The organism is Streptomyces muensis (assembly GCF_021474425.1).
Lineage (GTDB): Bacteria > Actinomycetota > Actinomycetes > Streptomycetales > Streptomycetaceae > Streptomyces > Streptomyces muensis.
Window position 1 is genome coordinate 1 of the sequence record NZ_JAKEIP010000149.1, and the last position, 20,649, is coordinate 20,649.

A 20,649-nucleotide genomic window follows, 5' to 3' on the forward strand; every position below is an offset into this window, starting at 1 on the left:
TGGCGGGCCAGGGCGGGGGCGTCGGCTGGGGCGACCGGCCGGAGCTGGCGCGGGCCTGCCGGCTGTCGATGGGGATCGCCATGGTGGCGATGCTGATGACCCTCTGAAAACCGGACGGGCATCGCAAACCCACCCCCACATTGGCCTCTCGCCCCATCCGTCGGCGAGGATCGCAGTATGCACACCCAGTCCGTCGATTCCCCGCCCCGCCCGCCGGCCGAGCGCAGGACCGCCCGCTGGGCCGGTGTCCTGGCCGTGGGCTCCGTGCTGCTGCTCGCCCTGGTCGCCGTCCGGTGGCACCCGCTGATGACCTTCGACGGGGACGTCGCGCAGACCACGCACCGCTGGGCGGTCGAGGAAGGCGGCGTCACCCACGCGTTCCGCATCCTGACGGACTGGGTCTGGGACCCGTGGACGATGCGCATCCTGACCTTCGCGGTCGCGATCTGGCTCGTGTGGCGGAGACAGGCGCGCTGGACCGCCGTATGGCTGGTGGCCACATGTCTGCTGGCCACATTGGTCCAACAGACCCTGAAGGCCGTGGTCGACCGCTCGCGTCCGGTCTGGCCCGACCCCGTCGACTCCGCCCACTACGCCGCCTTCCCCTCCGGCCACGCCATGACGGCCACGGTGGTCTGCGGCCTGCTGCTGTGGCTCCTGCACCACTACGGCGCCGGACGCGTGCTGTGGCGTACGGCCGTCGCCGTGGCCGTGATCTCGGTGGCCGGTGTAGGGCTCACCCGGGTGTGGCTGGGCGTCCACTGGGTGACGGACGTCGTCGGCGGCTGGCTGCTGGGCGCGCTGGTCGTGGTGCTGGCGGTTGAGGTGCACGCCCGGCAACGGGGCTGAGCGGGCGGCCGGTTCGGTGCGCGCGGCCAATTCGGTGCGCGCGGCCGGTTCTGCGCGCGGGCCGCGCGATCTTCCCCGCGCGACACGGTCCGGCCCCGTAGGATCCGGACCATGACCGCCGTCCTGTTCGATTTCTCCGGAACCCTCTTCCGTGTCGAGTCCACCGAGTCCTGGCTGCGCGGAACGCTCGCCGAGGCACAAATGGAGTTCGACGAGGCCGAGTTGGTCGAGGCGGCACGGGCGCTGGAGGCCATGGGGGCGCTGCCGGGCGGGGTCGATCCGTCCTGGCTGCCCGAGGACGTCGCGAGCGTCTGGGGAGTCCGGGACAAGAGCGCCGAGCTGCACCGGGCCGCCTACACCGGGCTCTCACGGCATGTGCGGCTCCCCGACGACCGGTTGCACGACCTGCTCTACGACCGCCACATGGCGCCGGCCGCGTGGCGGCCGTACCCCGACACCGCCGAGGTGCTGCGGGCGCTGCGCGAGCACGGCGTCGCGGTGGGGGTGGTCAGCAACATCGGCTGGGATCTGCGCCCGGTGTTCCGGGAGCACGGCCTCGATCCGTATGTCGACACCTATGTGCTGTCGTACGAGCACGGCATCCAGAAGCCCGACCCGCGGCTGTTCGCGGCCGCCTGTTCGGCGCTCGACGCCGATCCGCTCGATGTGGTCATGGTGGGTGACAACCGGCGGGCCGACGGCGGTGCGGCGGCCCTGGGCTGTGCGGTGCACTTCGTGGACCATCTGCCGGCCGAACAGCGGCCCGACGCACTGCGGCCGGTGCTGGATCTGGTGGGCGTCGCGTCCCGGGCGAACGGTGTCGACGCGCGGCGGGAGATGCCGGAGAACCAGTAGCCTTCGGCGACCATTCGAGGAGGTCGGGTCCGCCCTGGACGATCCCCCGCGTCGCCCAGGGCAGACGGCAACCCCGGCCAGGCCGAATCGGGGCCGGGCCGGACGCGCTGAGTATAGTTGGCTGGCAGCCAGTCAACGCAGGAGTTACAGGATGTCCCCGCGCAGCGCCTCGGTCAATGAAGAGTTGCGGCGGCGATCCCGGGAGCGGCTTCTGCAGGCGGCGGTGGAGCTGGTCGGCGAGCAGGGCTACGAGGCGACCACGCTGGGTGACATCGCGGACCGGGCGGGCTCGGCGCGCGGTCTGGTGTCGTACTACTTCCCCGGCAAACGCCAGCTGGTGCAGTCGGCCGTGCACCGGCTGATGCACCGCACGCTTCAGGAGGCGTTGGAGCGAGAGCCCCGTACCGAGGACGGCCGGGAGCGGATGGCCAGGGCCATCGACGCGATCCTGGGGCTCGCCCGGGACCGGCCCGTGCTGATGCGCCAGCACATGGCGGGGATCCTCCAGGCCGAGGGCTTCATGCAGTGCCCGGAGCAGCGGCGCCTGGCCGAGTTGTTGCGGGAGGTCTGCGCGGGGGTCGGCTCGCAGGACGTCGACACCGACTACCCGATGCTGCGCTCGCTCCTGATGGGCGCCGTCTACGCGGCGCTGGTGCCCGGGGTGCCGATGCCCGTGCCGGTGCTGCGGGCCGAGTTGTTCCACCGCTACCGGCTCGACTGGGACATGGGAGTCCCGCCGGACTCGGTGGCCGTGCCCGGCGGGACGTGCGACACGGATCTGTCGCGGTTCTTCGCCACCGGGTCCTCACCCGGCTGCCCGGACGATCAGTCGAAGTAGTCCGGCTGTGTCTGGACGTTGAGTTCGCGCAGGTGGACCCAGCGGGCCGGGTCCGTGCGCCGGTCGTTGATCCGCAGGACGTCGAAGCCCCGGGCCATCTCGTTGGAGTAGATGTAGCCGTTGTAGTAGTACGCGGACCACGAGCCGCCCGAGCTGATCGTGTCCGTGCTCAGCGGGCCGCGGTCGAAGTAGGCGATCTCCTTCGGGTGGGCGGAGTCGGTGAAGTCCCAGACGGAGATGCCGCCCTGGTACCAGGCCTGGACCATGAGGTCCTTGCCCCTGACCGGGATCAGCGAGCCGTTGTGGGCGACACAGTTCTCGGTGTCCGCCTGGTGGCGGGGGATCTTGAAGTAGCTGCGGAAGACCAGCTTGCGCTTGTCGCCCTTGCCGACGATGTCGTAGATGCCGTCGGCGCCGCGGTCCGGGCCGATCTCCGCGTTGCAGGTGGCCGCGCCGCCGCCACCGAGCTCGTCGGTGAAGACGACCTTGTTCGCCCGCTGGTTGAAGGTCGCCGAGTGCCAGAACGCGAAGTTCACGTTGTCCTGGACCCGGTCGATGACCTTCGGGTGCTCAGGGTCCTTGATGGAGAACAGGATGCCGTCACCCATGCAGGCACCGGCGGCCAGGTCCTTGTCCGCGAGGACCGTGATGTCGTGGCAGCCGGTGGTCTTGGAGACACCCGGGTTGGTGGGCGAGCCGGGGTTGCCTCCGCCGTCCGGGCCCCCGCCGGGGAACAGCACCGGGAAGCCCACGACAGCGGCCTTCTCGGGGGCCTTGCGCGGCACCTTGATGACGGAGATGCCGTCGTGCGGGGGCTGGCAGTCGGGGTAGGTGGCGCTCGGCGAGTACGAGGAGACGTAGACGTAGACGTTCTTGCGGTCGGGCACCAGCGTGTGGGTGTGCGAGCCGCAGGCGGTCTCGACGGCGGCGACGTAGCGGGGGTTGCGCTTGTCGCTGATGTCGAAGACCTTCATGCCCTCCCACGAGGACTTCTCTGTCGCGGGCTGGGTGGTGCTGTTGCAACTGCTGTCGCTGCGCGAGGAGTCGGTCGACAGGAACAGCAGGTCACCGGAGACGGAGATGTCGTTCTGCGAGCCCGGGCACAGGACCTGGGCGATGGTCTTCGGTGCCGTGGGCCTGCTGATGTCGAAGATGCGGAAGCCGTCGTAGTTGCCCGCGAAGGCGTATCTGCCCTGGAAGGCGAGGTCGGAGTTGGTGCCCGGGAGCACGTCCTTGGGGACGTTGGCCAGGTGCTGGATGTTGTCGGAGTGGACTATCTCGTCCTTGCCCGGTATCTCACCGTCCTTCAGGGCCTTTCGCACCTCGGCCCGGGTGCTGTCGGAGACCTCCTTCTCCGCGACGGGGCCGTCCCCGGGGTCGGGGATCGCGGCAGCCGGCTGCGCGGTGAGCAGCGCGGCGAGGAGCCCGGCGGCGGCAGCGCCAACTGCCAGGCGTCTGCGCCGCGTTCGAGGATTGCTGAACAGGATCACTGTTTTCCTCCCTTGTGCCGTTCGCACTGGAACGGTTCATGCACGCCCGAGTATGGTCTCTACCATGCACATTTCAAGAGCGTGCCATGAACATGTAACGAAGGCGCAGGTCCGTCGGGCGCGCCGTGTTACGGCCTCACTGGCCGCCTTGGCCGTGCTCGTGCTCGGAGGCTGCGACTCCGGCTCCGGCCCCGAGTCGGCCTCGAAGGACGGGCCTTCGGTGATCGTGCCGGGCAAGCCGGGCGAGTCGAACGAGGTGCTGTCCGCCGAGGAGGCGGCACGGCAGCGCACCGAGGACGACTCCCCCAACTCGGCTGACGTCGCCTACGCCCGGATGATGATCGAGCACCACGACCAGGCCCTGAAGATGACCGAACTCGCCCCGGACCGCGCCGAGTCGACGAAGGTCAAGAAGCTCGCCGAGCGGATCGCCGCCGCGCAGGGGCCGGAGATCACGGCCATGAAGGGCTGGCTGAAGAGCCACGGCAAGTCCGAGAAGAGCGAGGGCCATGACCACGGTTCGATGCCCGGCATGGCGACCGAGGCACAACTGGCCCAACTGCGCACCGCGCAGGGCAAGGCGTTCGACGAGCTCTTCCTCACGCTGATGATCACTCATCACGGCGGGGCGATCACCATGGCCACGGATGTGAAGGGGCAGGGCAACAACATCCGGATCGAGGAGATGGCCGACGAGGTGGTCGCTCAGCAGACGAGCGAGATCTCGCGGATGCGGGACATGCTCTGACCGCCGTCCGAAGCATCGCCAAGGCGGCGCTTCCGCTCTACCTCAGCACCCTGGCCGCGTCGGCGGGCGCGCTCGTCGACACGGCGCTGCTCGGACGGCACGCGACCGTCTCCCTCGCGGCGTTCGCGGTGACCGCCGCGGTGTTCGCTCCGGCCACCGCGACCGTCGCGGGCGCGTTGCGCGGGGTCATGCCGTTCGTCGTGCCCCGCAAGAGCGACCCGGACGCGCTGCTGCCGATCGTCCGGAACGCCATGTGGCTGGCGTTGGCCGTGGGCGCGGTGTGCGCGGCGGCCGTCGCCTCGGTGCCGCTGATCGGTGGCGTGGCCGGGGTGCCCGTCACCGTGCTGGATCAACTGGGCCTCTTTCCCTGGCTGTTGGCGGGGAGCGTGCTGCTCGTCGCCGTCGGCCAGTCGGCGACCTCCGTCCTGGTGGCCCTCGGCCACAGCGCCCAGGTGATGCGCGCCGGGCTGCTGAGCACCGCCACGTCCGTCGGCCTGTCGATCCTGCTGGTCGGCGCGCCCGGCCCGCTTCCCGGGTACGGGCTGACCGGGGCGGGCCTCGCCATGCTCGCCGCCGCTCTGGTCGGCGCGTGGGCCAACCAGCGCACCCTGCGCCGCCGTACCGTCCTGGCCGGACGCCCGTTGCACCCCGGGCGGCCCGATCCGCGCCGGATGCTGCGGCTGGCCGCGGTGGGGATCCCGCTCGCCGGGACGGTGCTGATCAAGTTCGCGGTGCTGGGTGTGCTGACGTTCGCCGCCGCCCGGATCGGCACGGCCGGCGCTGCCGTCCACAGCGTGTCCGAGTCGCTGGTGAACGTGATGTTCACCGTGGCGGTCGCGGTCGGCCAGGCCATGATCCCGCTGACGGCCGGCGCGGCGAACGAGGGGAATGTCGCGGGCATACGGCGAAGCCTGTGGGCGGGCGTCGGTGTGACGCTGAGCGCGATCACCGTGCTCGGCGCCGTACTGCTGCTCGGCCGGCACTCGGTCGTACCGCTGTTCACCTCGGACGACGCGCTGCTCCCCCAGGTGGTGCGCCAACTGCCCCTGGTGCTGCTGGTGGTGGTCACCGACGCCCTTCAGGCACTCGCCGGGTTCGCGCTCATCGGGCTCAGACGGACCGTGCCGAGCCTGGTGTCCACCGCCGTGTGGTTCGGGGCGCTCGCGGCGGTCGCCGTCCCCGTGGCCGAGGCGGGCGGACTCACCGCCCTGTGGGCGGCACTGGCCTGCGCGAACCTGCTCCAGGCGGTGACGAAGTGGGCCTCGTTCCACCGCCACAGCGGGGGTGTCGGCGCGAGCGCATGCGGCCCCTCAGTGGCGGGCCCGGCGCCGCGTCAGGAAACCGGCGTCGCGGGCCTGGCCGATCAGCCGGAGTGACTTGCGGCGGCCGAACCCCGTGGCGGTCATGACGGCGAGGACGGGGTCGGCGCCCTGTTCCTGAGCCGCGCGGTACTTCTGCGCCACCAGCCACTGTCCTTCGACACCGCGCGGCCAGCCGGACCCGGCCAGGCACGGTCCGGCGGCGTTCTCGCCGTCCGGCTCGCCGGCGTCCGCGTCGGCGCCCTCCGGTCCGGGTTCCTCGTCCGGTACGGCCCCGATGCCGCAGGCCTCCGACAGCGGCTCCTCGATCCAGTCGGCGAGCGCCGCCAGGTCGTCCAGGGAGAGCGCCGGCTCCGCCCGTACGTCCTCGATGGAGACGCACCCCTCGGACACCACGGCGACCGCGTCGACATGGGCGCCGTCACCGAACTCCAGCCGCAGCCCGAACCACGCCGTGGCCCCGGTGCCGTCCCGCACTTCCCACGCGGGCCACACGGACACGGCACCATCCGTCGCAAGGCGATCGGAAAGATTAAGAAAGGATGCTTCCAGCACACACGCAACGTAACCGCATGATCACATTCCATACGAACGAACACGCGTCCCGTACGGCGCACAGCACCCTGTCAGCGGAGCGGCGGCGGTGCGATGCTGGACTCGAGAGCGACTCCCGAAGATCCTCAAGATCCCCGAAGGTCCCCTGACGAGGAGTTCCGCCGTGCTGCGTGTCGCCGTCGTCGGCTCCGGGCCGGGCGGGTGCTACACCGCCCAGAGCCTGGTGCAGCAGGACCCCGACGTGCTCGTCGACGTCCTGGACCGGCTGCCGTGCCCGTACGGCCTGGTGCGGTACGGGGTGGCGCCGGACCACGAGAAGATCAAGTCCCTCCAGAACAACCTGCGGGCCGTGCTGGAGCACGAGCGGGTGCGGTTCCTCGGCGGGGTCCAGGTCGGCCCTGGCGGGGTGCCGGCCGGTCGGCTGCGGGAGCTGTACCACGCCGTCGTGTACTGCGTGGGCGCCGCCACCGACCGGCACCTCGGGATTCCCGGCGAGGACCTGCCGGGCAGCTGGTCGGCGACGGAGTTCGTGTCCTGGTACAGCGCCCATCCGGACGCCGTGGACGACGGGTTCGTGCTCGGCGCGCGCTCGGCGGTCGTCATCGGCGTCGGCAACGTCGCCGTGGACGTCACACGGATGCTGGCCCGTGGCCCGGCCGAGCTGACCCCCACCGACATGCCGCAGGCCGCGCTCACCGCCCTCACCGCGAGCCGGGTGACCGATGTCAGCATGGTCGGGCGACGCGGCCCGTCACAGGCACGGTTCACCACCAAGGAGCTCCGCGAGCTGGGCACGCTGCCGGACACCGACGTGGCCGTGGATCCGGCGGAGCTGGCGCTGGATCCGGCCTACGCCGACCCCTCCGGACTGCCCGCCCCGCAGCGCCGCAACGTGGAGGTCCTGCGCGGCTGGGCCGAGACCCCGCCGCACGACGCCGGCCACCACATCCGGCTGCGCTTCTTCCTGCGTCCCGTCGAACTCCTCGCCGAGGACGGGCGCGTGGGCGCGGTGCGCTTCGAGCGGACGGTGTCCGACGGCCAGGGCGGCGTGGCGGGGACGGGCCGGTACGAAGACGTCGAGGCCCAGTTGGTGCTGCGCTCGGTGGGCTATCGCGGAGTGCCGCTGGAGGGACTGCCGTTCGACCCGGCGACCGGCACCGTGCCGCACCTCGGCGGGCGCGTCCTGCGCGAGGGCCGCGTCGCGCCGGGCGAGTACGTGGCCGGCTGGATCAAGCGCGGCCCGACGGGCGTCATCGGCACGAACCGTTCGGACGCCAAGGAGACGGTGACGGCTCTCCTGGCGGACTCCTCCGCACTCGTACGCGAAGTCAGGCCCGAGGACCCGCTCGTGGCCCTGCGCGCCGGGGGCGTCGAGCCGGTCGAGTGGACGGGGTGGTGCGCCATCGAGCGGGCGGAGGCGGAGCTGGGGGCGTCGCTGGGGCGCGGGGTGGTCAAGCTTCCCGACTGGCAGTCACTCATGGCGGCCGCGCACGAGAGCGCCCCGTAAGGGGGCGCAGGGCGCTCCAGGGCGGGGTGGTACCGCCGACGGTACTGCCTTTTCAGGCGCTGCCGGTCAGGCGCTGCCGAGGCGGGCGGCCTGGCGGTCGGCGGCGTCGAGGAGGCAGTCGAGGAGTCCCGGGAAGAGGCCGTCCAGGTCGTCCTTGCGCAGGCCGTTCATCTTGGCCGTGCCCCGGTAGACCTGCTGCAGGACACCGCTCTCGCGCAGCACCCGGAAGTGGTGCGTGGTGGTGGACTTGGTCACGGGCAGGTCGAAGTGCGAACAGGAGAGTTCGTCGTCGACGGCGGCGAGCTCCCGCACGATCCGCATCCGCATCGGGTCGGACAGTGCGTGCAGCACGCCTTCCAGCCGGATCTCCTCGCGCGTCGGATGCGGGAGGTCACGGCTGCTCACAGCGGGGCTGGTCACGGCGGCTCCACTTCGTCGGGTTCCCTCACTCGGGATTTCCCGTGTTCGGGTTCCCTCATTGTACGAGACCTCTCGTAGTTTGACACTTCCCGTACTACGATGCCTATCGTACGAGTCGACCGCTGGTCCCCGTGACGAATGGAGTCCGCCGTGAGTGCCCTCTTCGAGACCTACACCCTGCGCGATGTGACGATCCCGAACCGGGTGTGGATGCCCCCGATGTGCCAGTACTCGGCCGCGCCCGAGGGCCCCGAGGCGGGCGTCCCCAACGACTGGCACTTCGCGCACTACGCGGCCCGCGCGGCCGGCGGCACCGGCCTGATCATCGTCGAGGCCACCGGGGTCAGCCCCGAGGGCCGGATCTCGCCGTACGACCTGGGCATCTGGAACGACACCCAGGTCGAGGCGTTCCGCCGGATCACGCGCTTCCTGGTGTCGCAGGGCACCGTGCCGGCCATCCAGCTCGCCCACGCCGGCCGCAAGGCCTCCACCGACCAGCCCTGGCGGGGCGGTGCCCCGGTGGATACGGACGCGCACGGGTGGCAGCCGGTGGCGCCGAGCCCGGTCGCGTTCGCCGACGGGCACCCGGTGCCGAGCGAGCTGACGGTCGCCGAGATCCAGGAGATCGTGGGGCAGTTCGCGGACGCCGCGCGCCGCGCCCTCGCCGCCGGCTTCGAGATCGCCGAGATCCACGGCGCCCACGGCTATCTGATCAACGAGTTCCTGTCCCCGTACTCCAACCACCGCACCGACGAGTACGGCGGCTCGTACGAGAACCGCACCCGTTTCGGCCTCCAGGTCGTGGACGCCGTACGGGAGGTGTGGCCGGACGACAAGCCGCTGTTCTTCCGCATCTCGGCGACGGACTGGCTGGAGGAGCAGGGCTGGACCGCCGACGACACGGTGCGCTTCGCGGCCGACCTCCGGGCCCACGGCATCGATCTGCTGGACGTGTCCACCGGTGGCAACGCCGCGGGCGCCCGGATCCCCGTCGGGCCGGGCTACCAGGTGCCGTTCGCGGCACGGGTGAAGGCCGAGACGTCGCTGCCGGTCGCCGCGGTGGGGTTGATCACCGAGGCCGAGCAGGCCGAGAAGATCGTCGCGAACGGGGAGGCGGACGCGGTGCTGCTCGGCCGGGAGTTGCTGCGCCGGCCGTCGTGGGCTCGGGAGGCTGCGCGGGAGTTGGGCGGGGAGGTGCGTGTGCCGGAGCAGTACCACCGGTCGGTTTGATCGCCTACTCGTGGGGCGGCCTGTCTCGGTGTGCGGCCGCGGGTTGGTGGGGGCTGGTCGCGCCCACGCGGCGGAGCCGCAGATCGATTCAGCCCCGCGCCCCCAGGACGGCCCGCTCCAGGTACGGCAGGGCGTGCTGCCCCGTCACCGCCAGCGCGATCGACGCCGCCACGCCCGTCCAGGCGAGCGGGCCGAGCGGGGTGCAGCCGAAGAGGTTGCTGAGGCCCGGGGTTTCGACAAGGACGAAGAGCGCGGCGGCGGAGCCGAGGGCGGTGACGCGGACCAGCGGGCTGCCCCGGCGGTCGGCCAGGGTCTGGGCGAGTTGGGTGCCGACCACGGCGCACAGGGCCATCGTGGTGGAGCGGCGGGCGGTGCCCGGAGTGAAGCGGCCGACCAGCCAGGCGGACGTGGCGCCCAGCGTGGTCGTCAGGGCACGGTGCCGGATCTTGCTGGTGAGGGGTGTGCCCAGGAGTGAGGTGCCGAGGGGTTCGGTGCCTTCGGCGGTGCTGGCGGCCGACTTCGCGTCCGTCCCGTCGGTCCCGTCCGTCTCCTCCGGTTCCTTCGGTGTCACCGCCACCGCCATCGCCGGGAACAGGTCCGTGAACAGGTTCACCAGCAGCATCTGACGGGTGGACAGGGGCGCAGCGCCGGACAGGAGGGTGCCGAGGAGGCCGAAGCCCACCTCGCCGGCGTTGCCGCCGATCAGGATGGCGATGGCGTCCGCGACGCTGTGCCACAGCGCCCGGCCCTCGACGACCGCCTCGATGAGGACCGTCAGGTCGCCGTCGGTGAGGACGAGGTCGGCGGCGTTGCGGGCGGCGGCCGAGCCGCGGGCGCTGATGCCGACGCCGATGTCGGCGGCGCGGATGGCCGCCGCGTCGTTGGCCCCGTCGCCGACCATGCCGACCACCCGCCCGGCGTCCCGCAGTGCCTCGACGACCTGGAGTTTCTGCTCGGGCGCCACCCGAGCCACCACGCCCATGTCACGCAGCATCCGGGCGCGTTCCGCCCGGTCGGCGGACGCCAGTTCGTCACCGGTGACGACGCCGGTGTCCTCGGGCCAGCCCAGCTCGGCGGCGATGGCGCGAGCGGTCTGCGGATGGTCCCCGGTCAGCATGACGGGACGTACGCCTGCCTTGCGCAGGCCCTCGACAAGGGCCGTGGAGGTGTCGCGGGGTACGTCGGCGAGCGCGAGCAGACCCGTGAACTCCAGCTCTTCCAGCGGCTGTTCGAGGATGTCCGCCGCGTCGTCGGCCGTATCGAGCCGGCGCCTGGCCACCGCGAGGACGCGCAGTCCGTCGGCGGCCAGGCCGTGCGCCGCCTCCGACACCGACGAGGGCAGTTCGGCGCAGGCGGGCAGCACCGTCTCCGGGGCGCCCTTGACGACCAGTACGGCGGTGCCTTCCTCGGCCTCGCCGACCGCGGCGGCGTAGCCACGGCCGGCCTCGAAGGGCAGGCCCTCGGTCTGGGACCACTCGGGGTCGGGTCCCGCCGCGTCCAGGACGGCCTCGTCGGTGGCGTGCACCGGCCGGTCCGAACCGCCGTTCAGCTGAGGGCAGGCGCGTGCCGCGGTGCGCAGCGTGGGGTCGTCCGCTTCGGGCCTGCCGACCGTGCCGTCGGCGTCCGTGACGCGGACGAGGCGGAGCCGGTTCTCGGTGAGGGTGCCGGTCTTGTCGAAGCAGACGGTGTCCATCCGGCCGAGCGCTTCGAGGGTGCGCGGGGCCCGGACGAGGACTCCGCGGCGGCTCAGCCTGCGGGCGGCGGCCAGTTGGGCCACGGTCGCCACCAGCGGCAGCCCTTCGGGTACGGCGGCGACGGCCACCGCGACGCCACCGCTGACCGCCCGGCGGATCGGAGTGCCGCGCAGCAGGGACAGTGCGGTGACCCCGGCACCACCGGCGAGGGTCCAGGGTAGCGCCTTGTCGGTGAGTTCCCGGAGCCTGGCCTGCACTCCGGCGGACGGGGGCGTACGCGCGGCGAGGGCCACGGCGCGTGCGGCCTCCGTGCGCTCCCCGGTGTCGACCACGACGGCGCGGGCCTCCCCCGCCACCACGGTCGTGCCTTCGAACACCATGCAGCTACGGTCCGGCACGGCGGCGTCCGGCGTCGGGTCGACTCCCTTGTCGGCGGCCAGGGATTCACCGGTCAGCGCGGACTCGTCGACCTCCAGGCCGTCCTCCCACACCAGACGGGCGTCGGCCGGCACCACGTCGTCCGCCCGGAGTTCGATCAGGTCGCCGGGACTGAGCTTGGCGGCGTCCACGAGATGCGGCCGGGCCTTCGGCTCCTCGGCCGTGACGCGTGCCTTCTGCGTCTGCTTGGCCACCAGTCCGGACAGCGCCCGCTCGGCCCGCATCCGCTGGATGCCGCCGACGAGTGCGTTCAGGTCGAGGGCGCCGACGACCAGCAGCGCGTCGACGACGGAGCCGAGGATCGCCTCGGCGGCCGAGCCGACGGCCAGTACGGGGGTGAGAGGGTCGTCGAGTTCGCCGCGCACGGCGCGGGCGAGTTGCAGCGGCGCGGTCAGCGGGGCGAACACACGGTGCCGGCCCATCGCCTGAAATGCCTTGCGGGCACGGCCCGTTGCCTGCTCGGGCAGGGTGTGTTCCGGGCCCGGTTCGTGCTCCAGCCGTTCGCGGACCTCGGTGTGCTCCAGTTCGTGCCAGGCGACGCGCGGCCGGGGGTGCGGTGCGCGGGCCACGGCCACGCCGAGGGCGGCCCGGGTGCCGGTGAGCAGGGCCCAGGTCGCGCTCGCGTCGACCGGTGTGTGCCGCAGCCCGGGCCACGGTGCGGGGCGGCCACGCCGGGACTTGCCGATGGCGACCAGGAGCCCGGACAGTGCGGCGCCGGACCGGGCCAGGGTCTGTGACCTGCGGCCGACCTTGCGCGCGGCCGGGACCGCCCGCAGCAGCCGCCACACATCGGCCAGTCCGTGCAGGGCCAGCACGTCGGCGCCCCAGACCACGGCCCCGTCGCGGTCGGTGAGAGCGACGGCCACATCGCCGGCGAGCAGCCCGGCGAGGATGTCCTCGTCGTCCGCTGCCGGCCGGGCGACGGTGACGACGACGCCGTCGTGCTCGGCGCGCAACGCGTGCACGACATCGCTCAGCGACGGCTCGTCGCGCACCACCTGGTCGGCGAGGCTCGTGAAGTCGGCCAGGGCGGGGTCGTCCACCATCACCACGCGCAGGCCCGCGCGCCGTGCCGCGTCCAGCACCGTCTCCGCCCACGGGTCCGCGTCGGCACCCGGCGTCCGCAGCGCGCTCGGGTGCAGCACGACCGTGTCGGCCATCTCCAGCTGCCGCAGCCGCTCGGTGTCGCGCACCAGGACACCCGCGCGGGACAGCGCGGCACTCAGTACGGCGTGGAAGGCGGCGGGACCGTAGCGGGCGGCCTTGGGAGAGCCGGCGAGCACGGCCTCCGCCGCCTCGGTGCCGTCGTGCTTGACCAGCAGCGTGGCGACCGCGCCGACGATGCTGCCGGTCTCGGCGTGCGTGGCGTACTCCTGAGCCGGGGAGGTGCGCAGGGGCGGACGCGGGTGCTGGTCCCCGGCGACGCTGCCTCGCTCCGGCGCGCAGACGTCGTCGTGGACCAGGTCGAACGCCGCCGCGCGCGCGACGGTCTCCGCGAGCTGGAGCGAGCGCAGCGCGCCGTCGAGCACCAGGGCGGTGGGGGTCCGGCCGGCGCCGTGGGCGGCGGCGTTCGCGATGGCCAGCAGCATGTCCATCCGGGAGCGGCCGACCCGCGCCCGCAGCCATCCACGGAAGCGGGGGTTCTCCCGCAGCAGCGTCACCATTGCCGTCACCGACCGGGGCGAGGTCGGCAGCCGCAGGCCGTACCCGATGAACGCGGCCGCGATACCGAGCCCGTCGGCGGCGAGCGTCACGGCGGCGTCCCGTACTCCGGCCCGGTTGGCCGGGTGCGGGATCTCCTCGACCTCCTCGTCCGTGCGGGCAAGACCGTGCCGGGCCGCGAGCTCGCTCGCCTTCTCCAGCACCCGGTCGCCGGCCGACTCCTCGACGGCGGTCACCACCAGCCGGCGCAGTCCGCCGTCCCAGTACGCGAGGGCCACGTCCGGGCGCTCCGCCAGTGCGGCGGCGACCTTGCGCGCGGCCCGCTCGGTCCCGCCCTCCCGCCGTACCCGCTCCGGTGCCTCGGGCCGCAACGCGAGGTGGGCCCGGGTGCCGGACCGCCAGGGGTGCGGCCGCCCGGGCCAGGTGTCACGGGCGACCCGTACGACACGTGCCGCGCTGTCGGCACTCCGTACCCCGGCCCGGGCCGTTCCGGCCACCGCCCCCGCGGCGGCTCCGACCGCGGGGGCGGCTCCTCTGGCGAGCAGGCGGGGTCCGGCCGCGACCAGTGCGGCCGCGGCGGCCGTCGGACGTGAGAGCAGTCCCAGAACCATCGCTCGCCTCGCTCCACCTCGTTCGACGTCGCCTTTCGGTGGAGCCCGGGTTCCCGCAAAACGGCATGTCATCCGCGTACGGGAACCCGGTGCCGGCGCGGGGAGGGGGCCTAGGGCGTGCAGGTCGTCCCGCCCAGCGTGAAGGCGCCCGGCGCCGCGCTGTTCCCGGTGTGGTTCGCCTGGTAGCCGATGCTGACGCTCGCCCCGGGCGCGAGGGCCGCGTTGTAGGCGGCGTTGGTCGCCGTCACCGCGCCGGACGCCGGGGTGTACGTGGCTCCCCAGCCGTTGGTGATCGTCTGGCCTGCGGGCAGGGTGAAGCCGAGCTGCCAGCCGTTGATCGCCGTCGTGCTGGTGTTGGTGATGGTCAGGGAGGCGGTCAGGCCGGTGTTCCAGGCGTTGGTGGTGGCGGTCACCGTGCAGGCGCCGGGCTGGGGTTGGGGTGCGGGGCCGCCGCTGTCGAGGCCGAAGAAGGTGAGTACCCGGGCCGCCATGCCGTAGCCGTAGAGGTTGTGGCCGACGCCCTGGAGGCTGATCGCCTCGACGGGGGCCCGGTCACCGGTGCCGCCGTAGCGGGTGCGGGTCCAGCCGGACTGGGGTGTGTCCGTGGCGGCCGGGGTCTGGCTCACGCCCTGGACGTTCGTCCACTGCTTGATCATCTCGCCGAAGTTGGGGTGGCGCAGGACGTCGTCCTGGGTGCCGTGCCAGAGCTGCATACGGGGACGGGGGCCGCTGTAGCCCGGGTAGGCGCCGCGGACCAGGTCGCCCCACTCCTGCGGGGTGTGGGTCACGGTGCCGTTCGCGCAGGCGCTGTTCCACTCGGAGCCGTCGGTGGTGGCGAAGCAGCCGAAGGGGACGCCCGAGAAGGCGGCGCCCGCGGCGAACACGTCGGGGTAGTCGCCGAGCAGGACGTTGGTCATCATCGCGCCGGAGGAGATGCCGGTGGCGAAGATCCGGTCGGTGTCGGCGTCGTAGGTGCGCGTGACCCAGTCGATCATGGACTTAATGCCGACCGGATCGCTGCCGCCGCCCCTCTTGAGCGCCTGCGGCGAGGAGACGTCGAAGCACTTGCTGCTGCGGGTGACGGACGGGTAGAGCACGATGAAGCCGTACTGGTCAGCGAGGGTGTCGTACTCGGTGCCGTTGTACATGTCGGGGCCGGAGCCGGTGCACCAGTGAACGGCCACCAGGACGGCCGGGGTGGCGGTGACGCTGTCCGGCACGTACACGTACATCCGCAGATTGCTGGGGTTGGTGCCGAAGTCGGTGACCTCGGTGAGCGTGGCGGTGGGGACGACGTCGGTGGCGTCGGTGCGGGCCGATGCCGTGGGGGCGGTGACGAGCAGGGCCGCGAGCAGTGGAAGGAGCCCTGCGAGCAGGGCGACGAGTAACGGGAGCGGTCTTCTCGGGGTGGTGCCGATGGGAGTGGGCACGTCCTTGTCCCTTCTGGCGCTGTCGGTACCGGAGGGCGCCCTGAAGGGGCGCGGGGAACTGCGCGACCAGCCACGATGGAGCCGCAGACATCGACGGCCCGTCCCACCCCATCGTGGCATGGACACGCTCACCATGGAAGCGCTCCCACGACCGGTGCGCATTGGCCGCGGAGAGAGCCCCTACCCCCACCAGGGCTGACCGGATTCTTCTGCGCAAAGCGTTGACCAGAAAGCGCTTGCCCTCTACGTTCCGTTCAGCAGAGTGACCGAGCCGCACTGCCGCACCCCCACACGGTCGCTCTGTCCGCTCACAGCGTTCAGCAGGAAGCACATCGTTCATGTACACGATCGACCGGCTCCTCCGAAGGGACGCATCCGCATGCGTACGCTCCCCCCACGTGCACGCTCGCAAAGAACCACGCTGGTGACGGCCGCCGCGGCCGCCCTCGCCACCGCGGCCGTCCTGGTCCTGCCGCAGCCCGCCGGCGCGGCCGAGACCTCGCCGATCGGATTCGGCGCCGGGACGACCGGTGGCGGCAGCGCCTCGGCTGTCACCGTCTCCACGCTGGCCGCATTCAAGACGGCGGTCACCGGCAACTCGGCCAAGGTCGTCCGGGTAAACGGCCTGATCTCGCTGAGCGGTCAGGTGGACATCGGCTCCAACACCACGGTTCTGGGCGTGGGTTCGTCGTCCGGATTCACCGGAGGCGGGCTGCGACTGAAGAACGTCACCAACGTCGTCGTCCGCAATCTGAACATCAGCAAGCCGGTGGCGCCCGCCGACGGCATCACGGTCCAGGCGTCCACGAAGGTGTGGATCGACCACAACTCCTTCTCGGCCGACCGGGACCACGACAAGGACTACTACGACGGCCTGCTGGACATCAACCACGGCTCGGACAACGTCACGGTGTCCTGGAACACCTTCAAGGACCACTTCAAGGGCTCCCTCGTCGGGCACAGCGACAACAACGCGAGCGAGGACACCGGCCATCTGAAGGTGACGTACCACCACAACTCGTTCAGCAACGTCTACTCGCGCATCCCCAGCCTGCGCTTCGGCACCGGGCACTTCTACAACAACCACGTGGCCGGCGCGGACACCGCCTGCCACTCGCGCATGGGCGCCCAGATGCTCGTGGAGAACAACGTCTTCCGCGACACCAAGATCGCCGTCACCACGAACCGCAGCAGTGACGTCGACGGCCACGCCAATCTGCGCGGCAACGATCTCGGCGGTGCCGCGACCGAGATCTCCCAGGTCGGCTCCTTCACCGCGCCGCCCTACAGCTACACCGCGGAGTCCGCGTCCACCGTCGTCGCCTCGGTGACGTCCGGTGCGGGCACCGGAAAGATCTGACCACCCCCCAACTGGAGGAAGGCATCCGGGACATGACTTCACCAGCAAAGCCCCGCTCCCGCCGGCGCGCCCTCACCGGCGCCCTGACCGCACTCGGCCTCTCGTCTGTCATGATCACGACAATCGGAGCACCCCCGGCGAGCGCCGCCACCTGGCCGAAGCCCAGCAGCAGCCAGCCGGTCAGCTCCACGATCAACGTCTCCGGCGTCCGCGACGGCGGCATGGTCCGCTACTACGGCAGCGGCGACCTGGCCGGCGACGGCCAGGAGGAGGGCCAGGACCCGATCTTCAAGCTCGCGGCCGGCGCGACCCTGAAGAACGTCATCATCGGCGCGCCCGGCGCCGACGGCATCCACTGCGAGGGCAACTGCACGCTGCAGAACGTGTGGTGGGAGGACGTCGGCGAGGACGCGGCCACGTTCCGGGGCGGCTCCACCTACACGGTGACCGGCGGTGGCGCGAAGAAGGCGGCGGACAAGGTCTTCCAGCACAACGGGCCCGGCACGCTGAACATCTCCAACTTCGCGGTCAGCGAGTTCAAGACCCTGTACCGCTCGTGCGGCGACTGCTCGACGCAGTACACGCGCAAGGTCAACCTCAGCAACATCGAGGTGACCGGCACGGGGTCCACGGCCCGCCTCGTCGGCATCAACGTCAACCGGGGCGACGTGGCGACCCTGCGCGGCATCACGATCCTCAACGACTCCAGCCGCAAGGTCATCCCGTGCCAGAAGTACAACAACAACACGGCGGTGGGCACCGGGCCGGACAGCACGAACTGCCTGTACTCCAACTCGGACATCACCTACAGGTAGCCGACGTCAGCCAGTAGTCCCCCCACGGTGAAGGCGGCCGTCCGAAGCGTCCCCGCACGGCGCTTCGGACGGCCGTCGTGCCGTTTCCAGGCGGCATGCGTCGCTCATGAAGGCCCCGTGTCACTCCTGAAGGCCACGCGCGCGTACGTCCTCCGCCAGCTCCCGTCGGTAGTCCGCGTACGCCTCGCGCAGCCGCTCGCCCGGCCAGTGGGCGGGGAGGAACGGGGGCGGCAGCACCGGATCGGCGAGCAGATGCCGTACGACGGCGGCGAAGCCGGTGAAACGGTCCGACGGGCGCCGGGCGCCCTCCACATGGTTCAGCAGGGCGCGGCCCGTTGCGGCCCACGCGTCCAGCGGCCACAGGTCAGCGGCCAGCTCCCGCGCGGGGCGGTCGGGGCGGGCCGTGTAGCACTGGGCCACCTCACCGAGGTCGTCCGGCAGGGTGCGGCGGAGGTTGGCGGGTCGCAGCCAGACGCCCTCGCGGAGTTCGGCGAGCCGGAGCCGGGTCAGCTCGGTGCGCAGTTCGGCGCGTTCGGCGGCGCCTCGGCCGGTGGCCGTGACGACGACCATCTCCCAGTCACCGCCCCAGGGCTGGGTCTCGGGGTGGACGGCGGCGTCCTGGCGTCGCTGACGTTCCAGCAGCCGGGCGCTGAGTCCGTAGACCGTGTCCGCGCGCCGCAGATCGCCGGCCGTCACCATCCGGCTGAGTGCGGCCCGCAGCGTGGACCCCGCGATCCCGAACGGCTCCACGGCGCCCACCAGGTCCTTCACCGGAAGCTCGGGGGGATGCAGCCCCAGCAGCAGGCTCAGGACGACCGACCGGGCGGACAGCGGGCGCAGGTCCACCTCGTCGGCCGTGAGTGACGCGTTGTTCCGCATGGCCAGGTACCTTACGTGCCGCTCGACGTATTACAGGATTGCTGCGACCGCAGCCATGGTGCAACACTGGCGGCATGGTCTCGACATCAGCGCAGGAGCGGTCCGGGCAGTACGCCACGCACGAGGTCACCAACCAGCCTCCGCCGCTCGCCCCGTACGACGCGTCCGAGGACACGGCCCTGTTCGAAGGGCTGCGCCGCGAGGGCGCCGGGTGGGCCGAGGACGGCATCCGGCGGCTCGGGCTGCGGGCGGGGAGCGTCGAGGCGCAGGAGTGGGGCGAGCTGGCCAACCGGCACGAACCCGTCCTGCGGACCCACGACCGGTACGGCCACCGGGTCGACGAGGTCGAGTTCCACCCGAGCTGGCATCACCTGATGCGGGTGGCGGTCGCCGAGGGGCTGGCGGGGGCGCCGTGGGCGGACGAGCGGCCGGGAGCGCATGTCGCCCGGACCGCGGGCGGGCTGGTCTGGGGCCACACCGAGGCCGGACACGGCTGCCCGACCTCGATGACGTACGCCGCCGTCCCCGTGCTGCGCCGGCAGCCCGAGCTGGCGAAGGTGTACGAACCCTTGCTGACCAGCCGGGAGTACGACCCGGAGCTGCGCGTGCCGACCGAGAAGCGGGGCCTGCTCGCGGGCATGGGGATGACGGAGAAGCAGGGCGGCTCCGACGTCCGTACGAACACGACGACGGCCTGGCCGACCGCCGAGCCCGGCGTGTACACGTTGCGCGGGCACAAGTGGTTCACCTCGGCGCCCATGTGCGACGTCTTCCTGGCGCTGGCCCAGGCACCGGGCGGCCTGTCCTGCTTCCTGGTGCCGCGCGTCCTGCCCGACGGCAGCCGCAACACGTTCCGTATCCAGCGGCTGAAGGACAAGCTGGGCAACCGTTCCAACGCGTCCTCCGAGCCCGAGTTCGACGGGACCGTGGCCTGGCTGGTGGGGCCCGAGGGGCGGGGCGTGAAGACGATCATCGAGATGGTCAACTGCACCCGGCTGGACTGTGTGATGTCGTCGGCGACGCTGATGCGCAAGACGCTCGTCGAGGCGGGGCACCATGCGCGCCACCGCAGCGCGTTCGGCGCCCGGCTGATCGACCAGCCCCTGATGCGCAACGTCCTGGCCGACCTGGCGCTGGAGTCCGAGGCGGCGACGACGCTCACGCTGCGGCTGGCCGGTGCGGCGGACCGTGCGGTGCGCGGAGCCGACGCGGACGGGGCCGAGACGGCGTTCCGCCGCATCGCCACCGCCGTCGGCAAGTACTGGGTCACCAAGCGGGGGCCCGCCTTCACCGCGGAGGCCCTGGAGTGCCTCGGCGGCAACGGCTACGTCGAGGAGTCGGGCATGCCCCGCCACTACCGCGAGGCTCCGCTGCTGTCGATCTGGGAGGGCTCGGGGAACGTCAACGCCCTCGACGTGCTGCGGGCGTTGAGCAGGGAGCCGGGCACCGCGGAGGCCCTCTTCGCCGAACTCACCCTGGCACAGGGAGCGGACGCCCGGCTGGACGCGGCCGTGACCCGTCTGAAGGGCCTGCTCGCGACCGGCTCCGAGTCCGGCGCCCGCCGCCTGGTCGAACAGATGGCCCTGACCCTCCAGGCCGCCCTCCTGGTCCGACACGCCCCCGCGGCGGTCGCCGACGCCTTCTGCGCCAGCCGGCTGGGCGGTGACTGGGGGCACGCGTTCGGGACCCTGCCGGACGCGGCCGACCTGGACGGGATCCTGGGGCGGGCGTTGCCGGGTTCCGTGGCAGCCCGCTGAGGCCCGGGCCCTCTGCTACCGCCCTGTCACCCCGTCGTCCGCCCGCCCCACAACGGCCCGAACCGTGCCCACTCGTAGCCCCACTGGTCGATGCGCCTGCTCTCCAGGCGGCTGCGCAGGGCACGGCCGGCGACGAAGGGGACGCATGCGGCGCAGCCGCCCGCGAGGCCGCCGACCAGGGTGGCGCGGGTG

General features: G+C 72.1%; 16 protein-coding genes and 1 pseudogene. 11 read left to right on the top strand and 6 right to left on the bottom strand.

Going from position 1 to position 20,649, the window contains the following annotated elements:
- The 4 genes and pseudogenes from L0P92_RS28445 to L0P92_RS28460 all read left to right on the top strand — a co-directional run.
- Positions 1 to 107: pseudogene (locus tag L0P92_RS28445) on the top strand (DUF5134 domain-containing protein); the annotation flags it as partial.
- Between the two features lie 70 nt (positions 108 to 177).
- Positions 178 to 849 carry a phosphatase PAP2 family protein gene (locus L0P92_RS28450; RefSeq protein WP_234765911.1) on the top strand — a complete coding sequence of 224 codons (672 nt, stop codon included), beginning with the start codon at positions 178 to 180 and terminating at the stop codon, positions 847 to 849.
- Positions 850 to 960: 111 nt separating this feature from the next.
- On the top strand, positions 961 to 1,704 hold the full coding sequence (locus L0P92_RS28455; RefSeq protein ID WP_234765912.1) for an HAD family hydrolase: 744 nt from the start codon (positions 961 to 963) through the stop codon (positions 1,702 to 1,704).
- Between the two features lie 151 nt (positions 1,705 to 1,855).
- The gene (locus tag L0P92_RS28460) at positions 1,856 to 2,542 is read left to right on the top strand and encodes a TetR/AcrR family transcriptional regulator (RefSeq protein WP_234765913.1); all 687 of its coding nucleotides are present in this window, start codon (positions 1,856 to 1,858) and stop codon (positions 2,540 to 2,542) included.
- Here L0P92_RS28460 and L0P92_RS28465 read toward each other — a convergent pair.
- The gene (locus L0P92_RS28465; RefSeq protein WP_234765914.1) at positions 2,530 to 4,032 is read right to left on the bottom strand and encodes an LVIVD repeat-containing protein; all 1,503 of its coding nucleotides are present in this window, start codon (positions 4,030 to 4,032) and stop codon (positions 2,530 to 2,532) included. The genes L0P92_RS28460 and L0P92_RS28465 overlap by 13 nt on opposite strands.
- A gap of 64 nt (positions 4,033 to 4,096) precedes the next feature.
- Between L0P92_RS28465 and L0P92_RS28470 the strand changes: the two genes are divergently transcribed.
- Positions 4,097 to 4,780, top strand: coding sequence for a DUF305 domain-containing protein (locus tag L0P92_RS28470; protein WP_234765915.1), 684 nt, complete (start codon positions 4,097 to 4,099; stop codon positions 4,778 to 4,780).
- Between the two features lie 128 nt (positions 4,781 to 4,908).
- The gene (locus tag L0P92_RS28475) at positions 4,909 to 6,156 is read left to right on the top strand and encodes an MATE family efflux transporter (RefSeq protein ID WP_234765916.1); all 1,248 of its coding nucleotides are present in this window, start codon (positions 4,909 to 4,911) and stop codon (positions 6,154 to 6,156) included.
- Here L0P92_RS28475 and L0P92_RS28480 read toward each other — a convergent pair.
- Positions 6,091 to 6,600: a DUF6214 family protein gene (locus tag L0P92_RS28480; protein WP_234765917.1), complete on the bottom strand. Its 510-nt coding sequence runs from the start codon at positions 6,598 to 6,600 to the stop codon at positions 6,091 to 6,093. The genes L0P92_RS28475 and L0P92_RS28480 overlap by 66 nt on opposite strands.
- 217 nt (positions 6,601 to 6,817) lie before the next feature.
- On the opposite strand from L0P92_RS28480, the gene L0P92_RS28485 reads away from it, so the two are divergent.
- Positions 6,818 to 8,161 (top strand): FAD-dependent oxidoreductase, encoded by a 1,344-nt coding sequence (locus L0P92_RS28485; RefSeq protein ID WP_234765918.1) that lies wholly within the window; start codon positions 6,818 to 6,820, stop codon positions 8,159 to 8,161.
- A gap of 66 nt (positions 8,162 to 8,227) precedes the next feature.
- Here L0P92_RS28485 and L0P92_RS28490 read toward each other — a convergent pair whose 3' ends face one another.
- Positions 8,228 to 8,581, bottom strand: coding sequence for an ArsR/SmtB family transcription factor (locus L0P92_RS28490; protein ID WP_234765919.1), 354 nt, complete (start codon positions 8,579 to 8,581; stop codon positions 8,228 to 8,230).
- Positions 8,582 to 8,731: 150 nt separating this feature from the next.
- Here L0P92_RS28490 and L0P92_RS28495 point away from each other — a divergent pair, with 150 nt between their 5' ends.
- Positions 8,732 to 9,811: an NADH:flavin oxidoreductase/NADH oxidase gene (locus L0P92_RS28495; RefSeq protein WP_234765920.1), complete on the top strand. Its 1,080-nt coding sequence runs from the start codon at positions 8,732 to 8,734 to the stop codon at positions 9,809 to 9,811.
- A gap of 88 nt (positions 9,812 to 9,899) precedes the next feature.
- On the opposite strand, the gene L0P92_RS28500 is transcribed toward L0P92_RS28495, so the two are convergent.
- Together L0P92_RS28500 and L0P92_RS28505 are read right to left on the bottom strand one after the other, a co-directional pair.
- Entirely contained in the window at positions 9,900 to 14,216 is a 4,317-nt protein-coding gene (locus tag L0P92_RS28500; protein ID WP_234765921.1) for a cation-translocating P-type ATPase, read from the bottom strand.
- Positions 14,217 to 14,326: 110 nt separating this feature from the next.
- The gene (locus L0P92_RS28505; protein WP_234765922.1) at positions 14,327 to 15,646 is read right to left on the bottom strand and encodes an extracellular catalytic domain type 1 short-chain-length polyhydroxyalkanoate depolymerase; all 1,320 of its coding nucleotides are present in this window, start codon (positions 15,644 to 15,646) and stop codon (positions 14,327 to 14,329) included.
- Between the two features lie 379 nt (positions 15,647 to 16,025).
- Here L0P92_RS28505 and L0P92_RS28510 point away from each other — a divergent pair, with 379 nt between their 5' ends.
- Positions 16,026 to 17,006 (top strand): pectate lyase family protein, encoded by a 981-nt coding sequence (locus L0P92_RS28510; RefSeq protein ID WP_234765923.1) that lies wholly within the window; start codon positions 16,026 to 16,028, stop codon positions 17,004 to 17,006.
- Positions 17,007 to 17,038: 32 nt separating this feature from the next.
- On the top strand, positions 17,039 to 17,821 hold the full coding sequence (locus tag L0P92_RS28515; protein WP_234765924.1) for a pectate lyase: 783 nt from the start codon (positions 17,039 to 17,041) through the stop codon (positions 17,819 to 17,821).
- Positions 17,822 to 17,941: 120 nt separating this feature from the next.
- Here the strand turns inward: L0P92_RS28515 and L0P92_RS28520 are convergent, their stop codons facing one another.
- Positions 17,942 to 18,700, bottom strand: a complete 759-nt coding sequence (locus L0P92_RS28520; RefSeq protein ID WP_234765925.1) for a PaaX family transcriptional regulator C-terminal domain-containing protein — start codon at positions 18,698 to 18,700, stop codon at positions 17,942 to 17,944.
- A 74-nt stretch (positions 18,701 to 18,774) separates the two neighbouring features.
- Between L0P92_RS28520 and L0P92_RS28525 the strand changes: the two genes are divergently transcribed.
- Positions 18,775 to 20,457 (top strand): DNA alkylation response protein, encoded by a 1,683-nt coding sequence (locus L0P92_RS28525; protein WP_234765926.1) that lies wholly within the window; start codon positions 18,775 to 18,777, stop codon positions 20,455 to 20,457.
- The last annotated feature ends 192 nt before the right edge of the window (positions 20,458 to 20,649 follow it).